Source organism: Glycomyces sp. NPDC047010 (assembly GCF_040644205.1).
GTDB lineage: Bacteria > Actinomycetota > Actinomycetes > Mycobacteriales > Micromonosporaceae > Glycomyces.
On record NZ_JBEYVY010000008.1, the window covers coordinates 219,597 to 243,399 of the forward strand.

The window sequence follows — 23,803 nt, forward strand, 5'->3', positions numbered from 1 at the left end:
TCGGTACGGGTCATCGGTTCCTGTCGAGCAGGAGCACGTCCACCGTGGACCCGGCGGGCACCCGGGTCGCGTTCTCGCCGATCGTCATGAGGCCGGTGGCCTCGGCGAGACCGGAGAGCGTGTATGAAGTGGCACCGAGCGGTGCGACGGTGTAGCCGCCGCCGCGGCGCTCGGCGACGCGGACGGGGCGGAACTCCCTGAGTCCGCTCGGTGAGGATACGGGCTCGGTCAGGTTGGCGCGCACGCTGGGCCGGAAAACCGGCTCCGCGCCCGCGAGCCGCTGGATGAGCGGGCGGGCGACGACCTCGAACGCGATGGTCGCGGCCACCGGGTCGCCGGGGAGGCACACCACGGGGACCTCCTCGGGGCCGATCGTGCCGAAGCCCATGGTCTCGCACAGGTAGACGGCGATCGGCGAGAAGTCGACGGCGCCGTCGCGGGAGAACGTGCGCCGGACCATGTCGCCGGGGCCGGTGCCGGTGCCGCCGGTGGTGATGACGAGGTCGGCGCGGAGGATCTGGTCGTCGAGGACCGAGCGCAGCGCGTCCGGCTCGTCGTCGCAGATGCCGACGCGGTACGCGTGGGCGCCCGCTTCGGAGGCCGCCGCCGTCACGAGGTGCGAGTTGACGTCGATGAGCTGGCCGGGCTGGGAGGGGCGGCCGGTGTCCACGAGCTCGTCGCCCGTGGCGATGACGACGACGCGCGGCGTGGGCCGGACGACGACGTCGGCGATCCCGGCGCCCGCGAGGAGCCCCACGAGCTGCGGGGTGACGCGGCGGCCCTCGTGGGCGAGGATCTCGCCCGCCGAGCGCTCGGAGCCCATGCGGCGCACGCCGTGCCCGCGGCGGGGCGCCTGGCGGACGTCCACAGTCGCCATGCCTTCATCGGTCCACGCGAGCGGGACCACGATGTCGGCGCCCACCGGGAGCGCGGCCCCGGCGGCGACCGAGAAGCACGTGCCCGCGACCAGGCGCACCGGGCGCCACGAGGACGCGGCGAGGTCGCCGAGGACCTTCAGGCCCACGCCCCGTTCGGGGCTCGCGCCCGCGATGTCGTCGGCCGCGCACGCGTAGCCGTCGATCGCGGCGTAGTCGAAGGCGGGGAGCGGCCCGGGGTTGACCGCGTTCTCGGCGAGGACCGACCCGGTCGACTGGGTCATGTCGATGTCGACCGGGGGCAGGGGTCGGACGAGCGCCAGCGCCTTCGACAGGAAGTCGGCCAATGGCGTCGCGTCGCCGGTCCCCATCTCTCCTCATCTCCCCCGTCGGTCAGAAAAGCTCAAATGCGCCGCCTGGCGGCGGTGCGGTCAGTCCAGTGTCGCACTGAATTCGCGCAGCCAGGCGTTGAAGCCGGGCAAGTCGTCGCGTCGGCTGGCGAGCTCGACGAGGGTCTGGAGGTACTCGACGGGCTGCCCGGTGTCGTAGCGGCGGCCCCGGAGGATCACGGCGTGGACGGGGGTTCCGTTGGCGCGCATGGCGTCCATGGCGTCGGTGAGTTGGATTTCGCCGCCGCTGCCGGGCTCGGTGCGGTCGAGTTCGGCGAAGATCGCGCCGGGCAGGACGTAGCGTCCGATGAGGATGAGATTGGACGGCGCGTCCTCGCGGGCGGGCTTCTCGACCATTCCGGTGACTTCGACGATGTCGGGCGTGTCGGTGGAGCGGACCGAGGCGACGCCGTACCGGGAGACCTCGGACTCGGGGACCTCCAGGAGGGCGAGGACGATGCCGCCGGTCTCGCTCTGGAGGTCGATCATGCGCGGGAGGAGCTTGTCGTCCACGTCGTAGAACTCGTCGCCGAGGAGCACCGCGAAGGGCTCGTCGCCGACGTGGGCGGCGGCGCGGCCGACCGCGTGGCCGAGGCCCTTGGCGCGGCCCTGGCGGATCGCGTGGACGTCGGCGATCCGCTCGGGGGCCTTGACTGCGGCGATCAGGTCGTCCTTGCCTTTGGCGGCGAGGGCCTCTTCGAGGTCGGGGCGGACGTCGAAGTAGTCGGTGATCGCGTCCTTGCCGCGGGCGGTGACCAGGGCGACGTCGTCGAGCCCGGCGGCCGCGGCCTCCTCCACGATGTACTGGAGGACCGGCGTGTCGACGATCGGCAGGAGCTCCTTGGGGACCGCCTTCGTGACCGGCAGGAAACGGGTGGCGTTGCCCGCCACGGGAATGACGGCTTTCGTGGCGCGGGGCGCAGTATCTGGCATATGGCGAGGGTATCGTGGGCACGCTCCGTCAGGTCCCGGCCACCCTGGAGAACAGACGGTGAACGGACCTCAGACCGAAGCCACCCGCCAGGTGTCGCGTCCTGCGGCTTTCGCGGCGTAGAGGGCCTCGTCGGCGGCCGCGAGGACCTCGCTGGCGGTGTCGGCGTGCTCGCCGAGGACGGCCACGCCTATGGAGACGGTGACGCGCAGTTCGCGCCCGCCCGAGGCGTCGTTCACCTTGAACGGCCGGGCGGCGACGGAGCGTCCCAGGCGCTCGGCGACGGCGGTCGCCCCGGTCGCGTCGGTCTCGGGCAGCAGGACCATGAACTCCTCGCCGCCGTGGCGGAACGCCAGGTCCACTTCGCGGATCTGGCCGGTGATGCGGCGCGCGAGCTCCGTGAGGACCTGGTCGCCGACGGGGTGCCCGTACGTGTCGTTCACGGACTTGAACCGGTCGAGGTCGATCGCGAGCAGCGCGGAGGGCCGCTGGTAGCGGCGGGAGCGCTCGGCCTCGCGGCGCAGCGAGGTCTGCATGAACCGGTAGTTCCACAGGCCCGTGAGCGGGTCGGTGAGGCTCAGGCGCTGGGCCTGGCGGTGCAGGAGCACGTTCTCGACGGCCACGGACGCCTGCCCGGCGAAGGTGCGGAGCGTGTCGACGTCCCCGGGCTCGAAGTCGTCCCCGGCGATCCGGTTGTAGAGGACGAGGACGCCGAGGACCCCGGACTCGGTGCGCGGGGCGCCCGGGTCGTCGGACTCGGCGGGCGCGCGGCCCTCGAAGGGCACGGCCACGATCGAGCGGGCGTCCGGTTCGGTGTCGGCGCGGCGGCGGCCCTCGAAGAAGCCGTCGGCGATGCGCCCGTGCGCGGGCTCGCCGGAGGCGGCGATGGACCCGACGATGCCCTCGCCGAGGCGGATCGTCGCGGGCTGCTCGATGCCGAGGTCCCCTTCGCCCGCCCTCTGGCGCAGCTGGTCGGCGTCGTCCACGTCCACGAGCATGACGACCCCGGCCTCGGCGCCCGCGGTGACCATGGCGGTGTCGAGGATGACCTCCAGGATGCGGTCGAGGTCGAGGGTCGCGGTGAGGGTCTGGCCGAGGCGGCCGAGCTGGCCGCGCATCTGGTCGCGGGAGGCGGTCAGGGCGTTCACGTACGACTGGGTCTGCGCGGTCATGCGGTTGAACGCGAGCGCGAGGTGGGCGACCTCGTCGCGGCCGTGGACGGGCACGCGGACGTTCAGGTCGCCTTCGGAGACGCGCTCGGCGGCGTCGGCGAGCTCGTGGAGCGGTCGGGTCGTGGACCGGGCGAGCCACGCGGCCAGGCCGACCGCGCACAGGCCCGAGGCGGCGACCATCGCGGCGAGGGTCCAGTACATGGGGGTGACGCTGGTGGCGACCGTGCCGATGTTCAGCGGCAGGAACGAGTCGGTGGCGTCCCAGCGGCCCGCGTCGACCTCCCCGGCGCGCATCGGCTCGGCGCGGCCGTCGAGGAGGACCAGGTCGGCGTCGGCGACGCGCGCGATGCGGCCGAGGAACTCCTGGTCCACGACGCGGAAGGCGCTGAACACGGCCGTGGTGCCGTCGGCGTTCTTCACTTCGGCCTGGGCGCCGAGGGCCACGATGGGGCCGGAACCGGCGTAGGCGGCGGCCTCGCCGCAGTCGACCCAGGCGCCCTCGGGCGCGGGCGAGCCGATGTCGGGGCCGGTGGTGGAGTCGGCGTTCTGGAGGCCGGTGAAGACCACGCCGTCGACCACTTTGCGGTCGACCACGAGCTGGGCCATTTCGAGCGCGTCGTCGTTGCCGCCGCTACTGTGGCTCAGGGCCACGACCGCGGCCGACGCCTGGATGCGCTCGCAGATCGTGCCGAGGGTGGAGTCGACGGACGTCACCGCCGAGCTCGCCAGCGCCTCCCCGCGGGAGTCCGCCAGGTGGGACATGACGGCAGCGACGAAGACGGCCCCCACCAGGACCGGGCCGAGCACCACCACGAGGAACGCCGTGGTGAGCCGTGAGCGCAGCGACACCGAAGCCCCCTCAAGTTCACTCCCTTAGAAGACTACCTAGAGCTACTGACCGGACACGACAAGGCATCCGGTTTTCCATCACTCTGGCTGAAAGGACGAGTGTGATCGCCTGTTCAGGGGAATCCTTCCAGGTGACATATGCCGACGGAGGGAATTCGCATGCATGAGAGCAAGCAGCTGGCGCGCCGCGCGCTCCTCGGAGCGCGCAAGGCCATGCCCGGGGAGGCCCGCGCGGCCGCCGACGTGGCGACGTGGAAGGCGTTGCGGGACTTCCTCATCGAAGCAGTGGACGAGGGGGCGGTGGTCGCCGCGTACCGGCCGTTCGGCGCGGAGCCGGGCTGCACGCTCGAACCCGAGCTGCCCGAGCGGCTCGCGGTCGTCTACCGGGTGATGCTGCCCGTGCTGCTGCCGGACCGGGACCTCGCCTGGGAGTACGCCGGCGGCGAGGGGACGGCGCGGGAGGAGGGGCAGATCGAGGACGCCGCGGCCGTGATCGTCCCGGGCCTGGCCGTCTCACCTGGCGGGACGCGACTGGGGCGCGGCGGCGGCTCGTACGACCGGGCGCTGGCCCGGGTCGGGCCGGACGTGCCGGTGGTGGCGCTGCTGCGCGAGGGCGAGTTCGGGGTTCAGGTCCCGGCCGAGCCGCACGACCGGCCGGTCACGGGCGTGGTGACGCCGGTGAAGGGATTCGTGTCACTGCGGTAGTGGCTGACGCCTCACGCCTGCACAGGATGGATTTCGCCGGTGCGGGCGTTGACTGCTAATGTCGGTCGGGTCCCGTGTCAAGTCCTGGAGGTTGGGCGTGCCTGTCTACGAATACCGCTGCAAGGAGTGCGGTTACGAGTTCGACCAGCACCAGTCGTTCTCCGAAGCGCGGTTGACGGACTGCCCGAACTGCGCGGCCGAGGGCGCACTGCGCAAGGTCTTCGGGAACGTGGGCGTCACCTTCAAGGGCAGCGGCTTCTACCGCACCGACTCGCGGTCGACGGACTCGTCGTCGCTGAGCTCGAACGGGTCGAAGAACGGCGCCAAGAAGGGCGAGGCGAAGCCCGAGAAGAAGGCCGAGTCCAAGCCCGCGGCGAAGTCCGACTCCGCCAAGGCCGCGTAGGTCTCAAGAACGTTCCACCGGTGCCCGGTCGCTTCTAGTGGCCGGGCACCGGTGCGTTCAGTCCTGGGTCGGGGACTCCGCGTCGGCCTCTTCCTCCTGCTTCGCTTCGATCTCGGCGCTCGGGTCGGTGTTTGCGGCGCCTCTCTCCCCCGGCCGGTCGGCGCGCGGGTAGTAGTAGTCGTCGGGGCGGTCGCTCATGGCCGCCCACCAGATGTGCTCGGCGAGGGTGCCCTGCGGGGAGCTGCCGTCGCCCTCCTTCGTCTCGTCCCCGGCCCAGACCGCGAGGGAGAGGCCGTTCGAGGAGCCGACGTGCCAGGTCGGGGAGGCGTTCGAGCCGACCTCGTAGCCGGTCTCCTGGTCGAAGTTCTCCCAGGCGTAGTCGAGGAGCGGTCCCTGGACCGCGCCGAGGGCGGTCTGGCTCAGGCCGCTGTCGGCGGTCTGCGGTTCGGCCTCGTACTCGGTGCCGTCGGCGCCGCTGGCCTCCTCCACGAAGTAGGGCTCGGCGGCGGTGCCGCCGGAGGCGATCGTCGCGTAGACCGAGGCCATGTCGAGGACGGTGACCGGGTAGGCGCCGATGCCGATGTCGGGCTGGAAGGGGCCGGCGTCGGGCGCGGTCTCGGCGGCGACGCCGTTGTCGTCGAGGTCGTGGGGGTCCCAGAAGCGACTGATGCCGAGGGCTTCGGCGGCCGCGGCGACCGTGTCGCCGCCGATGTTCTCGGCGAGGCCGTACACGGGCGTGTCGAGCTTGCGGAGCACCGAGCCGACGATGCTGGTCTGCGGGACGGACTGGCCGCCGGTGTTGAGGAGGTCCTTCGGGTTCCCGTCCTCGTCGGTGTAGGTCGCGAACCGCTGCGGCGAGGAGCCGTCGAGGACTTCGGCGTACGGGTCGAACCCGGCGTCGATCGCGGCCGCGGCGGTGACGGCGTTGAACGCGGTGCCCGGGAGGTGGCCCACGTCCTCGGCGAGGTCGAGGCCCGCGCCGTTCTCGCCGCCGTAGTACGCGAGGACCGCTCCGGTGCCGGGCTCGACGGCGGCCGCCGCGGCCGCGAGGGCCTCGTCGTCGGCGGCGACGTCGCGGATGCCGGTGCGGTCCAGGAGGACCGACTGGAGTTCGGCGTCGAGCGTGGTGGTGATGGCGAGGCCGCCGCGCATGACCTCGTCGGTCGTGATCCCGGCGGCGGCGAGCTCGCGGAGCACGAACCCGTTGGTGACGAAGCCCTCCGGGCCCAGGCCCTCGGGGTCGTCGGTGGGGTCGAGGGTCTCGGGGAGCCCGGTGAGGGCGTCGCGCTTGACCTGGTCGAGCTCGCCGATCGCGACCATCTGGTCGAGCACGTAGTTCCAGCGCTCCGTCGCTTCTTCGACGCTGCCGCCCTGGCCGTAGGGGTCGCGCGGGTCGTAGGGGCCGTCCGGGGACTTGATCTGGGCGACCAGGAGCGCGGCCTGCGAGGTGGAGAGGTCGGCGGCGGACTGGCCGAAGAACGCCTGGGCGCCGGCCTCCACCCCGTACGCGCCGCGTCCGAAGTAGACGATGTTGAGGTAGTGGTTGAGGATCTCGTCCTTCGAGTACGCCTCCTCCATCTTCATCGCCATGGCCGCCTCGCGGGCCTTGCGGAGGTACGAGCCGTCGCCGCGGATGTCGGCGACCATGCCGACGTACTGCTGCGTGAGCGTGGACGCGCCCTGGCGGTCGCCGCCGGTCGCGTTGTTGACGAGCGCGCGCATGACGCCCTTGAAGTCGACGCCGGGGTGGTCGTAGAACCCGGCGTCCTCGGCGGCGATGAGCGCCCACTGGACGTCGTCGGCGATGTCGTCGAGGCCCACGGAGGTGCGGCGCTCGGCGGCGAGCTCGCCCATGACGGTGGTGCCGTCGGAGTAGTAGACGGTGGAGCCCTGGCTCAGGGCCGCGTCGAGGTCCTCGGGGAGGTCCACGCTCGCGTAGAACACCGACCCGACGACCACGGCGGCCCCGGTGAGGACCGCCAGGACCAGCCCGAGGGCGATGAGGCGGCGGCGCCCCCGGCGCCTGGGTTTCGCTGCGCGGGTACGGCGCAAGATGTGTCGACCAGCCATACCGGGTAGACATGCGCCGGAGGGGTCGGGGTTGCCCGGGACCGCAAAACAGTACGAAGGGTGAGGAAGCGGCCTCAGATCGCGAGGGCGACGGCGGTGGTGAGGACCAGCTGCGCCAGGGCGATCGGGACGAGGCCCTTCCAGCACAGGGCCTGGATCTGGTCGACGCGCAGGCGCGGCCAGGCGACGCGGAGCCAGATGACGACGGCCGCCAGCGCGCCGGTCTTCAGGAGCGTCCAGAGCCAGCCGAGCGAGTCGGGGCCGGGGCCCTTCCAGCCGCCGAGGAACAGGACGGTGGTGAGCGCGGAGATGACGACGATGCCGACGTACTCGGCGAGGAGCAGCAGCGCGAAGCGGAGCCCGGCGTACTCGGTGAGGTAGCCGAAGACGAGTTCGGAGTCGGCGACGGGCGCGTCGAACGGGGGGCGGCGGATCTCGGCGAGCCCGGCCGTGAAGAACACGAGCGCCGCGGGGGCCTGCCACAGGAGCCACCACGGGTTCCAGGCGTCCACGATCGCGGGGAGGCTGAGGGTGCCCGCGGCGACGGCGACGGAGGCGGCCGCGAGGACCAGCGGGAGCTCGTAGGCCATGAGCTGCGCGGCGCCGCGGAGCGCGCCCACGAGCGTGTACTTGTTCGCGGAGGACCAGCCGGCCATGAGCACCGCGAGGACGCCGACGCCGACGAGCGCGACGACCACGAAGAGCCCCATGTCGAGCGAGGAGCCGACGAGGTCGCCGGGGCCGAGCGGGATGAACAGGATGACCAGGAGGTAGGGCAGGAGGGCGACGGCGGGCGCGAGCTTGAAGACCGGCTTGTCGGCGGCGTCGGGGACGAGGTCCTCCTTCTGCGCGAACTTGACGCCGTCGGCGATGAGCTGGGCCCAGCCGTGGAAGCGCCCGGCGTGCATGGGCCCGAGGCGGCCCTGCATGTGCGCCATGAGCTTGTGCTCGGTCTGGCCGACCACGAGCGGGAGGACCAGGAACGCGGCGAGGACCGCGACGACTTTCACCGCGATCTCAAGCGCCATCCTGCATCCAGTCCTCGGGGACGCCCGGCGGGCGCTTGGGCGCGCGCTTGCGGACCGTGCCGTGCCCCTCGCCGGGTTCCTTGGCGCCGGGCCAGGGCTTGACGACGCGGGAGGCGAGCACGAAGTCCTTGCGCAGCGGGTGGCCCTCGAACTCGGGGGCGAGGAGCAGCGGGGCCGGGTTGGGGTGGCCGGGGAAGTCGAGGCCGAACATCTCGCGGGTCTCGCGCTCGTGCCAGTCGGCGCCCGGGTAGAGGTCGGTGACGGTGGGGGCGGACGGTCCGGTGAGCATGGCGCGCAGGAGGACGCCGCGCTTCTCGGCGATGGACCAGAGGTGGGCGACGAGGCGGAGGCCCTCGTCGCCTTCGTCCACGGCGGAGAGCCAGTCGAAGAAGTCGCAGCCGAGGACGTCGCGGCAGGTGCGGACCGACTCGTGCCAGGTCGCGGGCGGGACGTCGGCGACGGCGCGGGCGCCGTCCGCGGTCGTCTCCGCGACGCCGAGGGCCTCGCGGACCCGCTCGTCCCAGGTCATTCGGGCCTCCGCAGCAGCGGCCGCAGGCTGGGTTTGCGGAGCGGGGCGGCGGCGATCTGCTTCTGGAGCTCGCCGATGCCGTGCAGGAGCGCTTCGGGGCGGGGCGGGCAGCCGGGGATGTACACGTCCACGGGGATGATCTGGTCGACGCCCTTGGTGACGCAGTAGGAGTCCCAGTAGGGGCCGCCGGAGTTCGAGCAGGCGCCGAAGGAGATGACGTACTTCGGTTCGGGCATCTGGTCGTAGAGGCGCTTGATCGCGGGGGCCATCTTGTCGGTGACGGTGCCGGAGACGACCATGAGGTCCGCCTGGCGCGGCGAGTGCGCGAAGGGGATGACGCCGAGGCGCATGAAGTCGTGGCGGCTCATCGACGCGGCGATGAACTCGATGGCGCAGCACGCGAGGCCGAAGTTGAAGACCCACAGGGAATAGCGGCGGCCCCAGTTGAGGACGAACCGGATCGGCTCGCCGACGATGCCCGCACTCTCACCGGGCCTGGACGGGAACGGGAGCTTCACCGCCACCGCAGGACCCCCTTGCGCCAGGCGTACGCGAGGCCGAGGGCGAGGACGCCGACGAACACGCCCATCTCGACGGCCGCCGCGGCCCCGAAGGCGCGGAAGACCGCGGCCCACGGGAACAGGAACACGGCCTCGACCGCGAAGAGCACGAACAGGAACGCGTAGACGTAGTAGCGGATCTGGACCTGCGCCCAGTCCTTCCCGACCGGGTCCACACCGCACTCGTACGTGGACCCTTTGGCCTTGGAGGGGGCGCTCGGGCGCAGGACCGCGTTGGCCGCCATGGCGGCGGCCACGAACGCGAAGCCGGCCAGCAGCAGGACGCCGAAGACGGCGTACTCGCCCAGGCGGGAGGTGTCCATATCGACACCCTAATGCCGCGAAGGGGTCCGGCGATACCCGTGCAGGGTGGAATCGCCGCAGAAGCGCGCGGACGGCGAGCGGTTGACGCGGATCTCCCCTGCGCACGCCGCAACCGAGCGGCACTCACACACGTGTTGATGCTGTACACCCGCGAACGCAAGCTGACACTTCGGAAGGGGGTCACGGCCCGTGACCGCTGCCAGCGCACCGACGATCCGCCCGGTCGACGCCGCGGCCCTGGACGCCGAGTTCGCCGAGGTCGTCGGCGAGTGGGCGCCGGACGGCCGCCGGGGACACCGTGGAACCGTCGCTGACAGTATTGTCGACATGGCGACCCCCCCTCGTGTCCCCGACTGCGCGAAAGCGACAATGGTTGCCGCCGGGCACGAGCATCAGGGCCCGTTGAATGCCCTTGTTTCCCCTACCTGCGCAGGAGCGGATGTGCGAACGGAGGCGGAGTTCACCGACCTCTACGAGAGCCACTTCTCGGAGCTCGCAGCACAGGTGTGCGCCTACCTCGGGGACGCCACCGAGGCCCAGGACCTCGTCCAGGAGGCGTTCCTTCGGGCGTGGCAGCGCTGGGACAAGGTCGGCGGGTACGAGGAGCCGGTCGCGTGGGTGCGCCGCGTCGCGTGGAACCTCGCCACCAGCCGCCACCGCCGCAACCAGGTGGCGCGCAAGTTCCTCCAGAAGTCGCAGGCCCCCGAGCCCGCGCCCGCCGCGAGCCCCGACCACGTCGCGCTCGTCGCCGCGCTCAAGCAGGTCCCGCACAAGCGCCGCCAGGCCCTCGTCATGCACTACATGGCGGACATGACGATCAGTGCGATCGCCGAGGAGACCGGGGCCCGCGAGGGCACCGTCAAGTCCTGGCTGCACCGCGGGCGCAAGGAGCTGGCCGCGCTCCTCGCGGACCGGAACGACGACACGACGGCCATCCGGACCAGTGCCCTCAAGACCGAGGCCGCGGCCGACCCCGACACCATGCCGATCCGCATCCGCCGCGGCGCCCGGGTGCCCCGCCCCGCCGCCCGCCGATCTTCCGTGAAGGAGGACCGCTCATGAGTTCCGATTTCGATCGCGACCACGAGACGGTCGCGGCGGCGTTCCGGAGCCTCAAGGCGGAGTCCGCCGCGCAGTTCCCGCCCCCGCCGGTCGACGACCTCCTCATGCGCGGACCGGCCGCCCTGCGGCGCCGGCGCCTCGTGTCGCTCGCCGCGGTCGTCGGCGCGTGCACCGCGGTCACCGCGGGCGGCTTCGCCGTCGCACAGACCCTCGGTCCGCTCAAGGGCGAACCGGACCCGACCGGGTCCGTGGACGGGCCCGTGTCGAACTCCGAGTCGGACCACGACCCCTCGGCGTCCCCGGGCGGCCCCGCGAGCGGCGGGATCGACGACGGCGAGGCGACCACGTTCGCGCCGTCCCCGCCCGCCGACGACATCGAGGCGCTGCTCATCCAGGGGCCGTTCACCGGCGACTGGGCCGAGGAGTGCGCCCCGGGCCTCCAGGACGCGGACTTCGAGTCCTGGGAGATCACCGGGGACACCGGCTGGAGCATCGCGTTCGCCGCCGAAGGCGACGTGGACCTGGACGGCGAGAAGGACACCCTCCTGGCGCTCACCTGCGGCGAGCGGACCGGCGTCGCGGCGTTCGCCGCCGCCGAGGACGAGGGCGCGCCCGTGCTGGCGTCCTTCGGCTGGGTGTGGCAGCCCGGCGCCGACCCGGACGTCCCCGAGACCGTGACCACGGCCGAGACCGGGGTCGTCACGGTGGCGGGCGTGGACGAACTCGACGCGCCGTGGACGCTGTCGTTCGCGTGGGACCCCGAGGAGCTGGTGTTCGCACCGGTCGACGAGGGCGCCAGCGCCGAGCCGACCGACTCCGCGAGCGCCACGTCCTCGACCCCCTCCGAGACGCCGACGAGCGACGGCGCGACGTCCGGGACGACGGGCGCGGGCGGGTCCTGACGGGCCCTCGCACGAGCCGCCCTCACCACCTCCGCGTGTCGCGCGCGCCCAGCATCCGGGACGGCCCTCTGAGAATGGGATACCGCTCCGGACAGCCGAAACGAGAGGTCCAGGTCACTGAAACCGGCCGTCGTTCCCATACCGTGAGAGGTATCGCACCGAGTGGTGTCGCCTACATCGCGCCCGCCGCGCGGGGTTGGCACCGCCGCCGCGCGCCCGCGTAGCATCGCAAGTAAGACTTGGCGGGGACCCGCCGTTGAAGCGGCGGGGCCCGACTCCGCCGGGACCGAAGCCGCAGTCCCTGCGCGCCCCAGCAAGAGGAGAACTAGGTGAACACCGTCCGGCAGCTCGACCGGGTCGTCATCCGCTTCGCAGGGGACTCCGGCGACGGGATGCAGCTCACCGGTGACCGCTTCACGGCGGAGACCGCCAAGCTCGGCAACGACCTGTCGACCCTCCCGAACTACCCCGCCGAGATCCGGGCCCCCGCCGGGACCCTCCCGGGCGTGTCGAGCTTCCAGATCCACTTCGCGGACACCGACATCCTCACCCCGGGCGACCAGCCCGAGGTGCTCATCGCGATGAACCCGGCCGCGCTCAAGGCCAACATCCGCGACCTCAAGCCCGGCGGCACCATCGTCGTGAACACCGACGAGTTCACCAAGCGGAACCTCACCAAGGTCGGGTACGACGACAACCCGCTCGAAGACGGCTCGCTCGACGACTACCAGGTGTACCCGGTGGCCCTCGCGACCCTCACGATCGGCGCGCTCGCCGAGCACGAGGTCTCGAAGAAGGACGCCGAGCGGTCCAAGAACATGTTCGCGCTGGGCCTGGTGTCGTGGATGTACTCGCGGCCCACCGAGGCCACCGAGGACTTCCTCCGCGGCAAGTTCAAGGCCAAGCCCGTGATCGCCGAGGCGAACATCGCCGCGCTCCGGGCCGGGTGGAACTACGGCGAGACCGCCGAGGCGTTCGCCGTCAGGTTCGAGATCCCGCCGGCGAAGCTCGCCGCCGGGACCTACCGGAACATCACCGGGAACACCGCGCTCGCGTGGGGCATCACCGCCTCCGGCGTGGCGTCGGGCCTGCCGGTGTTCCTGGGCGCGTACCCGATCACCCCCGCCAGCGACATCCTCCACGAGCTGTCGAAGCACAAGCGGTTCGGCGTGACCACGGTCCAGGCCGAGGACGAGATCGCGGCCGTGGGCGCGGCCCTGGGCGCCTCGTGGGGCGGGGCGCTCGGCGTCACCACCTCCTCGGGCCCCGGCATCGCGCTCAAGTCCGAGACGATCTCGCTCGCCGTGTCGCTGGAGCTGCCGCTCGTCGTCGTCGACGTGCAGCGCGCCGGGCCGTCCACGGGCATGCCGACCAAGACCGAGCAGGCCGACCTCGTGATGGCCATGTTCGGCCGCCACGGCGAGGCCCCGATCGCGGTCCTCGCGCCGCAGTCGCCCTCGGACTGCTTCGACATCATGCTGGAGGCGGCGCGGATCGCGCTGACCTACCGGACGCCCGTCATGGTCCTCTCCGACGGGTACATCGCCAACGGCGCCGAGCCGTGGAAGCTGCCCGAGCTCGCCGACCTCCCGGACCTGTCCGTGGAGTTCGCGACCGAGCCGAACGCCGTGGACGCCAAGGGCGAGGAGATCTTCCTGCCGTTCCAGCGCGACCCGGTGACGCTCGCGCGACCGTGGGCCGTCCCCGGCACCCCGGGCCTCCAGCACCGCATCGGCGGCATCGAGAAGGCCGACGGCACCGGCGACATCTCCTACGACCCGATCAACCACGACCACATGGTCCGCACCCGCGCCGCGAAGATCGCCGGCGTCGAGGTCCCGGACCTGGAGGTCGACGACCCCCAGGGCGACGCGAACGTGCTCGTGCTGGGCTGGGGCTCCACCTGGGGCCCGATCGGCGCGGCCGTGCGGGCCCTGCGCGAGAAGGGCGCCTCGATCGCCCGCGCGCACCTGCGCTACCTGAACCCGATGCCGCGCAACACGGCCCGCGTACTGGAGCAGTACGACAAGGTCGTGGTCCCCGAGATGAACCTCGGGCAGCTCGCGCTGCTGCTGCGCGGCAACTTCCCCGGCACCGAGGTGGTCGGCTACAACAAGGTGCGCGGCCTGCCGTTCACCTCCAACGAACTGACTGACGCCCTGGAGGAGGTCATCAAGAATGGCTGACGCGGTGAAGCTGGACGCCCCCAAGCTGAAGGCCAAGGACTTCAAGTCGACCCAGGAGGTGCGCTGGTGCCCCGGGTGCGGCGACTACGCCATCCTGGCCGCGGTCCAGTCGTTCCTGCCCGAGCTGGGCCTCGAACGCGAGAACATCGCGTTCGTCTCCGGCATCGGCTGCTCCTCGCGGTTCCCATACTACCTGAACACGTACGGGATCCACTCGATCCACGGCCGCGCCCCGGCCATCGCCACGGGCCTGGCGGTCTCCCGCCCCGACCTGTCGGTGTGGGTCGTCACCGGCGACGGCGACGCGCTGTCGATCGGCGGCAACCACCTCATCCACGCGCTGCGCCGCAACGTGAACCTGAAGATCCTCCTGTTCAACAACCGGATCTACGGCCTCACCAAGGGCCAGTACTCCCCCACGTCCGAGCCGGGCAAGCTCACCAAGTCGAGCCCCATGGGCTCGGTCGACGCGCCGTTCAACCCGCTGTCGCTGGCACTGGGCTCCGAGGCCACGTTCGTGGCCCGGACCCTGGACTCGGACCGCGCGCACCTGCACGAGGTGCTCCGCGCCGCCGCCGAGCACGAGGGCTCGGCGTTCGTGGAGATCTACCAGAACTGCCCGATCTTCAACGACAACGCGTTCGAGGTCCTGAAGAACCCCGAGACCCGCGACGAGGCGATCATCCGCCTCAAGGACGGCGAGCCGATCCGCTTCGGCGACAAGGCCGTCGTCCAGTCCGGGTACGGGCTCCAGGTCAAGGACGCCTCCGAGGTCGACGAGTCCGAGGTCGTGGTCCACAAGGCCGACGTGGAGGACCCCGCGTACGCGTTCGCGCTCTCGCGCCTCTCCGGCATCGCCTTGGACCACACCCCGATCGGCGTGTTCCGCTCCGTCAAGCGGCCCACGTACGACAAGGGCGTGCGCACCCAGGTCGACGAGGCCGCGGCCGGCGTCGACCGCAAGGAGGCCCTCGACCGGCTCCTGCACGGCGGGGACACCTGGACCGTGCTGTAAAGCGCTGCAAGACGAGTCGAACGGCCGGGCCCCGCGGGGCCCGGCCGTTCGGCGTCTCAGCCCTCGATGGCCGTCTGCGCGGCCTCCAGGATGCCGCGCACCTCGTCCTGCCAGGCGTAGACCGCGGTCTCGATCGACAGGTAGTGGTCGTTCTGGGAGTCGGCCCACTCCTGCGTCGCGGTCTCGCGGTAGCCGGTCTCGTCGCCACACGCGGCGAGGTCCACGGCGAACGCGATCTCGAACTCCTTCTTGCCCTCGTAATCCGAGGGCGCGTCGTCGGGCAGGTCCGGGTGGTCGTGGACGTCGACTTCACCGTCGTACAGCTCGTAGAAGTAGTCGGTCAGCGGGAGCGACCCCTCCTCGTCGAACTCCCACCCCGCGCGGCCCTTGCCTTCGAGGCAGTCGATGAGCGCGGTCCGGGCCGGGACCATCGCCTCGTCGTACGCGATGCCCGCGGCGTCGATCGAGGCCGCGTCGTCCATCGGGTTGTCCGGCCGCCAGGCCCAGTTCGCGGTCCGGTACGCCTGGCCCTCGGGGTCCTCCACGAGCCGCAGGTCCCCGTAGAGCGCGTCGATCATCTCGCGCTGGCACCCGCCCGGTTCGGGCTGCACGTAGTCGAAGTCGTCGCCGAAGTCCAGGTCCTCGTCGGCGTCGTCGCTCTGCGTGTGGTCCTCGCCGATGAGGTACCCGTTCTCCTCGATCGCGATCGCCTCGCCGTAGAACGCGACGTGCCAGTCGTACTGCTCCTGCGGGTCGAGCGCCTCGAACGCGCTGTTGTCGGGGAGGTTCGCGCCCCCGCCGCCTTCGGCCAGCGCGGCGGCGTCGTCGTCGAGGTAGCCCTTGTACTCGCGGTAGGCCGCGTACTCGGGGTCGTCGGCGCCCTCGGCGGAGAACGCCCAGTTCCCGAGGCCGTAGAGCGCGGCCTCCTCGGAGGAGGGGAGCCAGGAGCCCCAGTCCTCGGCGCCGAACAGGGCCTCCTGCTCGTCCGGTTCGTAGGTGGTGAACCAGAACTCGTCGTGGACGGTGAAGCCCGCGTCCTCCAGGCAGTTGCGGATGATCCGGTTCTCGGCGCCCTCCAGCTCGTAGAGGAGCCGGGCGCTCTCGTTGACCATGGTGACGAGGCGGTCCTCGTCGAACTCCTCGCCCGCGCCCTCGGGCCCGTCGGCCGGGTCGGCGCCGCCGGAGCAGGCGGCCGCGGCGGACAGGGCAAGGGCGGCGCAGAGCGCTCCGGCGGTCCGCGTCCTCGGTTGCATCAGTCGCGTCCTCTCGTGGGGAGTCGTGGGTGCGATTCCCCTCAGTACGCGCGGTGCGGAGCGGTCGGTTGCTACACGAGCGGTTGCAGTTCGGCGGCGGCCTCGCGCAGGCGCGCGGACATGCGCTGCCAGGACTCGCGGATGTCGCTGAGCGGCATGGCGACCGCGAAGACGACGCGCTCGGAGGGGTTGCCGTCGCGGCGGACCACGACCCCGGCGCAGGCGACGTCCGCTTTGAACTGGCCGAGCTCGGCGTAGACGCCGGACTCGTCGCCGACGGCGAGGTCGTGCTCGAACGCGTCGGGTTCGACGAGGGTGCGGCCGGTGAAGCGGCGCATGCCCGCGGCGCGCAGGAAGCGGGCGCGGTCGTCGGGGCGCAGGGTCGCGAGGAGGGCCTTGCCGAGGGCGGTGGCGTGGGCGCCGTCGTCGAAGCCGACGATGAGGTCCTCCACGTGCGGGCTGCGGTTGCCCTCGATGACCTCGGTGACCGCGGGGCGGTCCTCCACGAAGCGGGCCACGAACGTCGAGTAGCCGGTCTCGGCGGAGACCTTGCGCATGTAGGCGCCGCAGGTCTTTGGGCCCGAGATCGCGCGCGTGAGCTCGGAGTAGCGGTCGGAGACCTCCAGGCCGAGCGAGTAGCGGCCCTCGCCGTCGCGGCGCAGGTAGCCCTCGTAGACGAGGGTCCGCAGGAGGTTGTAGGCGGTGGCGCGATTGAGGCCGCACTCGAAGGCGATGCGGGGGGCCGAGACGCCGTCGGCGTGGCGGCCCACGAGCTCCATGATGCGCAGTGCGCGCTGGACGCTCTGGATCAATTTGGTCGGTTCTTGACGCGCGGTCGTCCCGGGGTCTGTCCCCCGGGCATCCTGCGAAGAAACCCCTGGTCGCTGCCGGTCCACCATACCGTCGCTCCAATTGCACACCGTGATCCGGATGCCGCGGCGCCGCGGGGCGCCCACCGGATCGGCCGTGATCTAACTATATAAACAACAGCCGGTTGCGTCTCCGTCGCATACAGGGCAGTATCGATGTGTCAGCACCGTTCGCGAATCGGCTCCGGCCGACCGCGGACAAACCGCGGCGGCGGCGTCGAGTCCCCACCAAACTTCCTCGCCGAAGCCGCGGACATACGAATAACCGAAGCGCGGCGGCTCCCTCCCACCAGGGCCGCCGCGTTTCGCATCCCCATGCGGGGCATGGCGATCCACGGGAAGTCCCGGCCGGCGCCACTCGGTGACACCGGGTTCAACCGTCGCACACGCTGAGTGTGCGAGTCAAGACAAGTCACCCGAATCCGTGAACGCACACCGCGTTTCCCTCGATGTGAGCACATTCTGGGCGCGCTCCTCGCGTTGGAGTACGGTTGCCGCCGTGCCCCCAGCCCTGCAAGCGCCATCAAGACCCAAGACCTCCGTGACGATCACGGCCGCCATGAGCGTCCAGGTCGCGGCCGTGCTGCCGCTGTTCCTGTTCGGGGGCCTGGCGGTGCAGATCTCGGACGAGCTGGGCATGGGCGTCAGCGCGATCGGGCTCATCTCGGGGCTGTACTTCGCGGTCTCGGCGCTCACCACGGTCCCCTCCGGACGGCTCGTCGACCGCTTCGGCGCGCTCGTGACCGCCCGTGTGGCCGTTGGGCTCTCGGCCACGGCGCTGCTGGGGGTCGCGGGCTTCGCGCACCACCCGGCGGTGCTAACGGCGTTCCTGGTGCTGTGCGCGCCCGCGAACGGGCTCGGGCAGCTCGCGTCCAACACGGTCCTCACCGAGTGGGCGCCGGAGGGCCGCAAGGGGCTCCTGTTCGGCGCCAAGCAGGCGTCCGTGCCGCTGTGCATCATGCTCGGCGGGCTCAGCGTGCCCGCCGTGGCGCTGACGCTGGGATGGCGGTGGGCGTTCGTGTTCGGCGCGGTCCTGGTGCTCGCGGCGCTCGTCCCCCTCGCGGGGCTCGGGCGGCCCGCGACGCGCCCGAAGGTGCCCGGCGCGAAGGCGTTCGACTCGCAGCTGCTCGTGTTCGCGGTGGCGACGTTCCTCGGCGCGACCGCGGCCACGCCGATCGGCTCGTTCCTGACTACGTACACCGTGGACATCGGCGGGTCCGAGAGCTACGCGGGACTGGTCCTCATGATCGGCGGCATCGCGGGGGTCATCGGGCGCACCGCGTTCGGCGCCGTCGGCGACCGCGGCACGGGACGGGAGTTCCTGGTCATCACCGTCATGCTCCTCACCGGGGCCGCCGGGGTGGCGACGTTCCTGTTCGAGCTGCCGTGGCTGCTGCCGCTGGGGACCGTCGCGGCGTACGCGTTCGGCTGGGCCTGGCCCGGCCTCATGAACCACGCGGTGACCAGCCGGTACCCGGACGCGCCCGCGGTGGCGACCTCGGTGACGCAGACGGGGATCTTCCTCGGCGGCGCCGTCGGGCCCATCAGCTTCGGGCTCGTCGCGGACCACTTCGGCTGGGGCGCCGGGTGGATCGCGGTCGCCGTGTCGATGGCGCTCTCGGCCCTGTTCATCGTCGCGGGCAGCACGGTCTTCGCGAGGCCCCGGCATTGACGTTCCTGACTGCGGCCCGGGCGACTCCCGATCCCGCCCCGTCTCGTCCGGCACCGCAACACGATAAGGTGAGGCTGTGGTGACCACCCGACAGACCGCGCTGACCTTTACCGACGAGACGTTCGCCGAGGCGATCAGCGCTTCGCTCGACCTCGTCGAGGAGCGACTGCTCAAAGCCGTCGACACCGAGCAGCCCCTGCTGCGCCAGTCCGGGTCGCACCTCATCCGCGCCGGCGGGAAGCGCTTCCGCCCCATGCTCACCCTCGCGTGCGCGCACCTGGGCGACCCCGACCGCCCGAACATCCTGGAGGCGGCCGTCGCCCTGGAGCTGACCCACCTGGCGACGCTCTACCACGACGACGTCATGGACGAGGCCCCCGTGCGCCGCGGCGCCCCCAGCGCCAACGCCCGCTGGGACAACTCCGTCGCGATCCTCACCGGCGACTACCTGTTCAGCCAGGCCGCCCAGATCATGGCCGACCTCGGCACCGAGGCCGTGCGCCTCCAGGCCGCCACGTTCGCGCGCCTCGTGCGCGGCCAGATCAACGAGACGATGCCGCGGCCCGAGGGCATCGACGCCGTCGAGTGGCACCTCGGCATCCTCTCGGAGAAGACCGGCTCCCTGATCTCCACGTGCGCGAAGTTCGGCGCCTGGTTCGGCGGCGCCGACGAGGCCGTCACCGCCGTCGCGGAGGAGTACGGCGAGGTCATCGGCGTGGCGTTCCAGATCGCCGACGACATCATCGACATCGCGTCCGCCTCCGACGCCTCCGGCAAGACCCCCGGCACCGACCTCCTCGAAGGCGTCCCGACCCTCCCGGTCCTCTACGCCCTCGCCGACGACGACCCCGCCGGAGCGCGCCTGCGCGAACTCGTCTCCGGCCCCGTCGCCGAGGAGGACCTGGAGGAGACCCTCACCCTCCTCCGCGCCTCCCACGCCCTTGAGCAGGCAAAGGACACCCTCCACCAGTACCAGGCCCGAGCCCGCGCCCTCGCCGCCGCCCTCCCCGAGGGCCCCGCCCGAGACGCCCTCGTCGACATCTGCGACTACATGATCGAACGCGACGCCTAACTCGCCGGACCTGGCCCGATCCCAGGGATCGTCGTCGTCAAGACGGTCCTCCCCGAAGTACGCATCCGCCTCCGCTCGCATTTTGGCGTAGTCGATGTGCGGCAATCGCTGAGCACGGCTGATGAGTTCCGCCGAGGTGCGCTTGCCGTCTGCGCGACCTTGAGGCGAGGGCCCGCCCTCGACGGGTTCAGGGGTCATTCGGCGCGCCCGACGTTCTCGATGCCGATCACGCTCAGCACCTCGTCGATCCGGTAGAGCACCCGCCATGCGCCGACACGGGCCCGGCGGTAGTCCGGCCCCCAGGCGACCGAACCCGCCGGGCGCGGGTCCTCCTCAAGCAGGTCCAGGAACGCCAGGAGTTCTTCGAGCTCACCGTGGTGGGTCGCCATGAACCGCGAGACCTGCGCGACCACGACCGGCTCCCACTGCACGGCATAGCTCACTGCGCGGCCGCCTCGGCCGCCGCCTCGCGCAGGCGCCGTTTGGCCTCTTCGTGCGGGATGGCCTGCACCCCTTGCGTTCGCGAGAGCTGGTTGCGAAGGGCGGCGATCGTGTCCTCCATGTCCTCCCAGTCGCTGAAGTTCACCACCATGGCGATGGGGCGGTCGTGGTCGGTGATGACGGTCTGCTCGTGCGCGGCGGCACGTCGGACGATGTCGCCGAGCTTAGGTCGCGCCTCGGTAATAGTGTAAGTCGTCATGCATCTAGATTAACATCATGTACATGTTCGACGTTTCACCGAACCGGGTGTGTTCTGCCGCGCACCCGTTGCCCGGATGTTGTCCTGGTTCGCTATGGTTCAAGGCGCCGCCCTCGTGAGGGCGTCCTCCCAGGTTCCGACACCTCCGGCGTGCATTGTTCCCGCCGAGAAGGGGGCGCTGTGCGACCCTCAGCCAGGCCGAAGGCCGTTCTCGCCGCCCAGGGCGTGCTCTGGCTCCAGTTCCTCGCGATCATGCTGCTGTACGCGACGGGGCTGCGGTTCCTGTTCGACGCGACCAGGTCGTCGTCGAGCCACGACTCGATGCTCGACGTGATCGGGTCGATCAGCGCCGAGAACCTCGTGACGATCACGCTGAGCGTCGCCATCACGGTCTCGATGCCGTTCATCGCCTCCGGGATCGGGCGCCGCCGCGCCAAGGTCGTCACGATCGCCTGGTGGGCCCTGGTGATCGTCCCGGCCGCCATGTACCTGTGGGTCCTCGGCCGCGCCTACTTCGCGACCTTCCCCGACTCGGCCCCGTTCTTCATGAGCGCCGCCGCCATGCTCGTCGTCTGCGGGTCCTTCCCCGCGGTCGTCGTCTCCCTGCTCCACACCCGCGCCGCCAAAGCCTGGTTCGCCGCGGGCGAGCTCTTCGACGACCTCGACCGCGAACTCTCCGACACCGCCGAGTTCGAGGCCGCCAGGTAGCCCAGAACGCGAAAGAGGCCGCGGGGATCATTCCCCGCGGCCTTCTTCACGCCTAAGCGGCGTCGATCGCTGCTTCGATGCCTGCGTGCAGGTCTTCGAGGTACCCACTGGTCGCGAAGAACTCGGCCATGGAGGTGGCGGTCATGACGCAATCAGGTTCCTCGTCTGCCGCACATCCCTTCATTTCTGCGGTATCAGGATCGAACCGCACCAGTATCTGGATCGCGTAGAAGTCTCCGAGCAACGCAGCCGCCGCCAATGGGCGTTGCAGCGTCTGCTGGGTAGGATTCTCTTGAGCAGTGATTCGCGAAGCGGACCATGCCGAATCGACTCCGAGTTCGAACTCCTGATCGACCTCCGCTTCGCTGTGCAGCTCTGCGGCAACCGATGTGACGGCCTCATAGTGCTCGAATGCCAGCACGTTCGTGTCGAATGCACTGATCGACAAAGAGACGTCAAACAGCGCTCCACTTTCAGGGTCAGAGAGATCGGCTACGCAGATTGCGTTCCAGATCGCTTCGGGTGCCAAACCGAAATCGCCGGTTTCAGACCGATACTCTGCCGACTCCATACCCTCGAATTGATCAACCACCGGTTCCAAGTTCATTGGAGGGCATGCGCTGTCCCAAGTCGCGATCACAGCGACCTGGTCGGTGAAATCCTGAAGCGGAGGAGCCGACTGATTCTGTGATCCAACAGGTCCGGAGACTTCATCACCATCCACCCCTGAACCAAACGTGCAACCTGTCACAAGCGCCATAGTGAGTCCCACCGACACCATCAGTACCAAGGTGCGCGACTTCAGCGGCATCATCTAGTACCCGCTCCCTGGAACCAGGTTCACGGTTCCGATATCAGTCATATGATCGCCACCGAGATCGCGGAGCTGAGACGCCGCCTCCGACCGGAATCCCGCGGCTTCCTCGGCGGCCTGTACCACGCCTTCGGCCATGGTCGTCATCACCTCTCGAACTTTCTCGGCTGAAGGGATCAGCTCGGTCTTCGGGTTCAAGGTCACGTCGACACCGGCGATGCCGCCGGCGGTGGAGAGGAGGCCGAGGAGACCGATCGTGCTCGCTGCCGCGGTTCCGAGCCCTGGGACCAGACCGACGGTGCTGGTGACCAGCCCGGTAGTGGTGAGCACGCTGATCGTCTGGTCCCCGAACAGGCGCCGCACCGAGAGCTCGTCGATCCTCGCCTGCCCGTTGCGCAGGGCGCCTGCGACCGCGAAATGCAGTCCGAGTTGGACTCCGAGGTCAGAGTCGGCGCCGCGGGCCAGGTTCAGTGCGATCGCGATATGGCGCTGCAACGCTCCGCGGACGGCCTCGGAATACTGCTCGCGGAACACTTCGGCGTCGTCGCCCTCCCAGTTCTGGCCGAGGGCTTCGATTCCAGCGAGCGCTGCGGACAGGTCATTCTGCGCCGCGTCGAAGGCAGCGTAGAGGTCGGAATGGGCTCGGGCGGTGTGGAACATGCCTTCGAGGTCGTCGAACTCCAGCGCGGTGTCGCAAGCGTCGCGCAGGCTTTCGACCAGCATCTTCGCCCGCTCCTGACCGGCGAGCTCGATGTCCCCGATCACCGAGTCCGGGTCGGGCCCCATCGGGGCGTACCCCTGGTAGTAGTTCATGCCGTCGACGGTGGGGAGGACGATCTCGGGACCGTCGTACCACTTGAACGTCGTGATCGTCTCCGCCCCGTATCCCTCTCCGCCGACGGTGACGTTGTCGCCGACCCCGGACTTGTGGTCTTCCCACTCGTCCTTGGACATGTCGATGTAGGTCTCCCAGCCGGGGTAGAGCTCCTTGGCTGCCTCGCGGGTCATCGCGTCGCGGACGGACGGCTCGAACGTCTCGACGAAGGCGAGGATCTCCGATTTGGTGGGCACCCCGGTCGGGTCGTACGGTCCGCCCGGCTGCGGCGGCGCGGGCGTGATCGTGCCGGTCTCCGGTTCGAGGAACTCCTCCTGGAACTCGTCGCGGACGTGGTCGACCGCCTCGCCCGCGTCATCGACGCGGTCGGAGATGGTGCCCACCGGATCGGTGACCAGTCCTTCTGCGGTCTCGGCGACCTCGTCCCAGAAACTCATCGGGCGGTGCCTTCTTCCCGGGCCGCCGAGCCCGAACCGAGTTGGCCGTCGAATTCGCTCGGGGCGGCCTCCAGCGAGTCTCCGTGCTGGCCTTCGGCCATGGGGGTGTAGCCGTCCGCGGCGAACGTGCTCTCGGTGCCGTCGGCGAGTGTGTTCATAGCTTCGACGATCTCGGCTTCGGCGAGTTCGTCGTCCTCGGCGATCCGTTCGAGTGCCGGGCCGAGTCCTTCATAGTTCTGGCGGGACTCGACGACCGCGTTGCGCAGCAGCAGATGGTAGGGGGTGAACGCCTCGGCCATCTCCTTCGAGGCGCCGCTGGAGTCGAGATAGGCGCCGGCGCCGGTCACCAATTCCTCAAGCCGTTCATAGGCGTCGGCGAGCACTGGGACGTCGACGCGGGCGGTCTCTCTCGTGGAGTCGGGGTCGAAGTTCCTGTCGCTCAA

The 23,803-nt window shown here is 70.7% G+C and carries 23 protein-coding genes and 1 pseudogene; 9 read left to right on the forward strand and 15 right to left on the reverse strand.

Features of this window, described 5'->3' with window-relative positions:
- Positions 1 to 10: 10 nt before the first annotated feature.
- From glp to AB0A65_RS18110, 3 genes are all read right to left on the reverse strand, one after another.
- Complete coding sequence (gene glp, locus AB0A65_RS18100) at positions 11 to 1,246, reverse strand: gephyrin-like molybdotransferase Glp (protein WP_359952501.1); 1,236 nt, start codon at positions 1,244 to 1,246, stop codon at positions 11 to 13.
- Positions 1,247 to 1,306: 60 nt separating this feature from the next.
- Positions 1,307 to 2,197: a UTP--glucose-1-phosphate uridylyltransferase gene (locus AB0A65_RS18105; protein WP_359952503.1), complete on the reverse strand. Its 891-nt coding sequence runs from the start codon at positions 2,195 to 2,197 to the stop codon at positions 1,307 to 1,309.
- 69 nt (positions 2,198 to 2,266) lie between these two features.
- Entirely contained in the window at positions 2,267 to 4,216 is a 1,950-nt protein-coding gene (locus AB0A65_RS18110; protein WP_359952505.1) for a diguanylate cyclase, read from the reverse strand.
- Between the two features lie 159 nt (positions 4,217 to 4,375).
- On the opposite strand from AB0A65_RS18110, the gene AB0A65_RS18115 reads away from it, so the two are divergent.
- A complete protein-coding gene (locus AB0A65_RS18115) occupies positions 4,376 to 4,921 on the forward strand; it encodes a 5-formyltetrahydrofolate cyclo-ligase (protein WP_359952507.1) in 546 nt (181 codons plus the stop codon).
- A gap of 97 nt (positions 4,922 to 5,018) precedes the next feature.
- Positions 5,019 to 5,324, forward strand: a complete 306-nt coding sequence (locus tag AB0A65_RS18120; RefSeq protein WP_359952509.1) for a zinc ribbon domain-containing protein — start codon at positions 5,019 to 5,021, stop codon at positions 5,322 to 5,324.
- 57 nt (positions 5,325 to 5,381) lie between these two features.
- Here the strand turns inward: AB0A65_RS18120 and AB0A65_RS18125 are convergent, their stop codons facing one another.
- The 5 genes and pseudogenes from AB0A65_RS18125 to AB0A65_RS18145 form a co-directional block, all read right to left on the reverse strand.
- On the reverse strand, positions 5,382 to 7,376 hold the full coding sequence (locus AB0A65_RS18125; protein ID WP_359952511.1) for a transglycosylase domain-containing protein: 1,995 nt from the start codon (positions 7,374 to 7,376) through the stop codon (positions 5,382 to 5,384).
- A gap of 92 nt (positions 7,377 to 7,468) precedes the next feature.
- On the reverse strand, positions 7,469 to 8,422 hold the full coding sequence (locus tag AB0A65_RS18130; protein ID WP_359952512.1) for a complex I subunit 1 family protein: 954 nt from the start codon (positions 8,420 to 8,422) through the stop codon (positions 7,469 to 7,471).
- Positions 8,412 to 8,951 (reverse strand): NADH-quinone oxidoreductase subunit C, encoded by a 540-nt coding sequence (locus AB0A65_RS18135; RefSeq protein WP_359952514.1) that lies wholly within the window; start codon positions 8,949 to 8,951, stop codon positions 8,412 to 8,414. Before AB0A65_RS18135 ends, AB0A65_RS18130 begins: the two co-directional genes overlap by 11 nt.
- Before the next feature lie 47 nt (positions 8,952 to 8,998).
- Positions 8,999 to 9,427 (reverse strand): annotated as a pseudogene (locus tag AB0A65_RS18140) (NADH-quinone oxidoreductase subunit B family protein); the annotation flags it as partial.
- Between the two features lie 38 nt (positions 9,428 to 9,465).
- On the reverse strand, positions 9,466 to 9,834 hold the full coding sequence (locus AB0A65_RS18145; protein ID WP_359952516.1) for an NADH-quinone oxidoreductase subunit A: 369 nt from the start codon (positions 9,832 to 9,834) through the stop codon (positions 9,466 to 9,468).
- Positions 9,835 to 10,276: 442 nt separating this feature from the next.
- Here AB0A65_RS18145 and AB0A65_RS18150 point away from each other — a divergent pair, with 442 nt between their 5' ends.
- The 4 genes from AB0A65_RS18150 (at position 10,277) to AB0A65_RS18165 (ending at position 15,000) form a co-directional block, all read left to right on the forward strand.
- Positions 10,277 to 10,897: a SigE family RNA polymerase sigma factor gene (locus tag AB0A65_RS18150; RefSeq protein ID WP_359952518.1), complete on the forward strand. Its 621-nt coding sequence runs from the start codon at positions 10,277 to 10,279 to the stop codon at positions 10,895 to 10,897.
- Positions 10,894 to 11,799, forward strand: a complete 906-nt coding sequence (locus AB0A65_RS18155) for a hypothetical protein (protein WP_359952520.1) — start codon at positions 10,894 to 10,896, stop codon at positions 11,797 to 11,799. Before AB0A65_RS18150 ends, AB0A65_RS18155 begins: the two co-directional genes overlap by 4 nt.
- Before the next feature lie 329 nt (positions 11,800 to 12,128).
- On the forward strand, positions 12,129 to 13,985 hold the full coding sequence (locus tag AB0A65_RS18160; protein ID WP_359952522.1) for a 2-oxoacid:acceptor oxidoreductase subunit alpha: 1,857 nt from the start codon (positions 12,129 to 12,131) through the stop codon (positions 13,983 to 13,985).
- On the forward strand, positions 13,978 to 15,000 hold the full coding sequence (locus tag AB0A65_RS18165) for a 2-oxoacid:ferredoxin oxidoreductase subunit beta (RefSeq protein ID WP_359952523.1): 1,023 nt from the start codon (positions 13,978 to 13,980) through the stop codon (positions 14,998 to 15,000). Before AB0A65_RS18160 ends, AB0A65_RS18165 begins: the two co-directional genes overlap by 8 nt.
- Before the next feature lie 56 nt (positions 15,001 to 15,056).
- Here the strand turns inward: AB0A65_RS18165 and AB0A65_RS18170 are convergent, their stop codons facing one another.
- Both AB0A65_RS18170 and AB0A65_RS18175 read right to left on the reverse strand, forming a co-directional pair.
- The gene (locus AB0A65_RS18170; RefSeq protein WP_359952525.1) at positions 15,057 to 16,253 is read right to left on the reverse strand and encodes a hypothetical protein; all 1,197 of its coding nucleotides are present in this window, start codon (positions 16,251 to 16,253) and stop codon (positions 15,057 to 15,059) included.
- Between the two features lie 71 nt (positions 16,254 to 16,324).
- Positions 16,325 to 17,065, reverse strand: a complete 741-nt coding sequence (locus AB0A65_RS18175; RefSeq protein WP_359952527.1) for a helix-turn-helix domain-containing protein — start codon at positions 17,063 to 17,065, stop codon at positions 16,325 to 16,327.
- Between the two features lie 556 nt (positions 17,066 to 17,621).
- Here AB0A65_RS18175 and AB0A65_RS18180 point away from each other — a divergent pair.
- Together AB0A65_RS18180 and AB0A65_RS18185 are read left to right on the forward strand one after the other, a co-directional pair.
- Complete coding sequence (locus tag AB0A65_RS18180; RefSeq protein ID WP_359952529.1) at positions 17,622 to 18,794, forward strand: MFS transporter; 1,173 nt, start codon at positions 17,622 to 17,624, stop codon at positions 18,792 to 18,794.
- A 133-nt stretch (positions 18,795 to 18,927) separates the two neighbouring features.
- Complete coding sequence (locus AB0A65_RS18185; protein WP_359952616.1) at positions 18,928 to 19,866, forward strand: polyprenyl synthetase family protein; 939 nt, start codon at positions 18,928 to 18,930, stop codon at positions 19,864 to 19,866.
- A gap of 194 nt (positions 19,867 to 20,060) precedes the next feature.
- Here the strand turns inward: AB0A65_RS18185 and AB0A65_RS18190 are convergent, their stop codons facing one another.
- Both AB0A65_RS18190 and AB0A65_RS18195 read right to left on the reverse strand, forming a co-directional pair.
- Complete coding sequence (locus tag AB0A65_RS18190) at positions 20,061 to 20,309, reverse strand: type II toxin-antitoxin system RelE/ParE family toxin (protein WP_359952531.1); 249 nt, start codon at positions 20,307 to 20,309, stop codon at positions 20,061 to 20,063.
- Positions 20,306 to 20,566 carry a type II toxin-antitoxin system Phd/YefM family antitoxin gene (locus AB0A65_RS18195; RefSeq protein ID WP_359952533.1) on the reverse strand — a complete coding sequence of 87 codons (261 nt, stop codon included), beginning with the start codon at positions 20,564 to 20,566 and terminating at the stop codon, positions 20,306 to 20,308. Before AB0A65_RS18195 ends, AB0A65_RS18190 begins: the two co-directional genes overlap by 4 nt.
- 180 nt (positions 20,567 to 20,746) lie before the next feature.
- Here AB0A65_RS18195 and AB0A65_RS18200 point away from each other — a divergent pair, with 180 nt between their 5' ends.
- The gene (locus tag AB0A65_RS18200; protein ID WP_359952535.1) at positions 20,747 to 21,274 is read left to right on the forward strand and encodes a hypothetical protein; all 528 of its coding nucleotides are present in this window, start codon (positions 20,747 to 20,749) and stop codon (positions 21,272 to 21,274) included.
- 52 nt (positions 21,275 to 21,326) lie between these two features.
- On the opposite strand, the gene AB0A65_RS18205 is transcribed toward AB0A65_RS18200, so the two are convergent.
- From AB0A65_RS18205 to AB0A65_RS18215, 3 genes are read right to left on the reverse strand one after another with little or no spacing between them, the layout of a single operon-like run.
- Positions 21,327 to 22,088, reverse strand: a complete 762-nt coding sequence (locus AB0A65_RS18205) for a hypothetical protein (protein WP_359952537.1) — start codon at positions 22,086 to 22,088, stop codon at positions 21,327 to 21,329.
- On the reverse strand, positions 22,089 to 23,306 hold the full coding sequence (locus AB0A65_RS18210) for a hypothetical protein (protein ID WP_359952539.1): 1,218 nt from the start codon (positions 23,304 to 23,306) through the stop codon (positions 22,089 to 22,091).
- A gap of 50 nt (positions 23,307 to 23,356) precedes the next feature.
- Positions 23,357 to 23,803, reverse strand: coding sequence for a hypothetical protein (locus AB0A65_RS18215; RefSeq protein ID WP_359952541.1), 447 nt, complete (start codon positions 23,801 to 23,803; stop codon positions 23,357 to 23,359).

Bases quoted from the DNA above. Each gene is read 5' to 3' on its own strand.
- AB0A65_RS18170 (WP_359952525.1), bottom strand. From the start codon at position 16,253: ATGCAACCGAGGACGCGGACCGCCGGAGCGCTCTGCGCCGCCCTTGCC.
- AB0A65_RS18155 (WP_359952520.1), top strand. From the start codon at position 10,894: ATGAGTTCCGATTTCGATCGCGACCACGAGACGGTCGCGGCGGCGTTC.
- AB0A65_RS18205 (WP_359952537.1), bottom strand. From the start codon at position 22,088: ATGATGCCGCTGAAGTCGCGCACCTTGGTACTGATGGTGTCGGTGGGA.
- AB0A65_RS18135 (WP_359952514.1), bottom strand. From the start codon at position 8,951: ATGACCTGGGACGAGCGGGTCCGCGAGGCCCTCGGCGTCGCGGAGACG.
- AB0A65_RS18165 (WP_359952523.1), top strand. From the start codon at position 13,978: ATGGCTGACGCGGTGAAGCTGGACGCCCCCAAGCTGAAGGCCAAGGAC.
- AB0A65_RS18145 (WP_359952516.1), bottom strand. From the start codon at position 9,834: ATGGACACCTCCCGCCTGGGCGAGTACGCCGTCTTCGGCGTCCTGCTG.
- AB0A65_RS18105 (WP_359952503.1), bottom strand. From the start codon at position 2,197: ATGCCAGATACTGCGCCCCGCGCCACGAAAGCCGTCATTCCCGTGGCG.
- AB0A65_RS18130 (WP_359952512.1), bottom strand. From the start codon at position 8,422: ATGGCGCTTGAGATCGCGGTGAAAGTCGTCGCGGTCCTCGCCGCGTTC.
- AB0A65_RS18115 (WP_359952507.1), top strand. From the start codon at position 4,376: ATGCATGAGAGCAAGCAGCTGGCGCGCCGCGCGCTCCTCGGAGCGCGC.
- glp (WP_359952501.1), bottom strand. From the start codon at position 1,246: ATGGGGACCGGCGACGCGACGCCATTGGCCGACTTCCTGTCGAAGGCG.
- AB0A65_RS18195 (WP_359952533.1), bottom strand. From the start codon at position 20,566: ATGACGACTTACACTATTACCGAGGCGCGACCTAAGCTCGGCGACATC.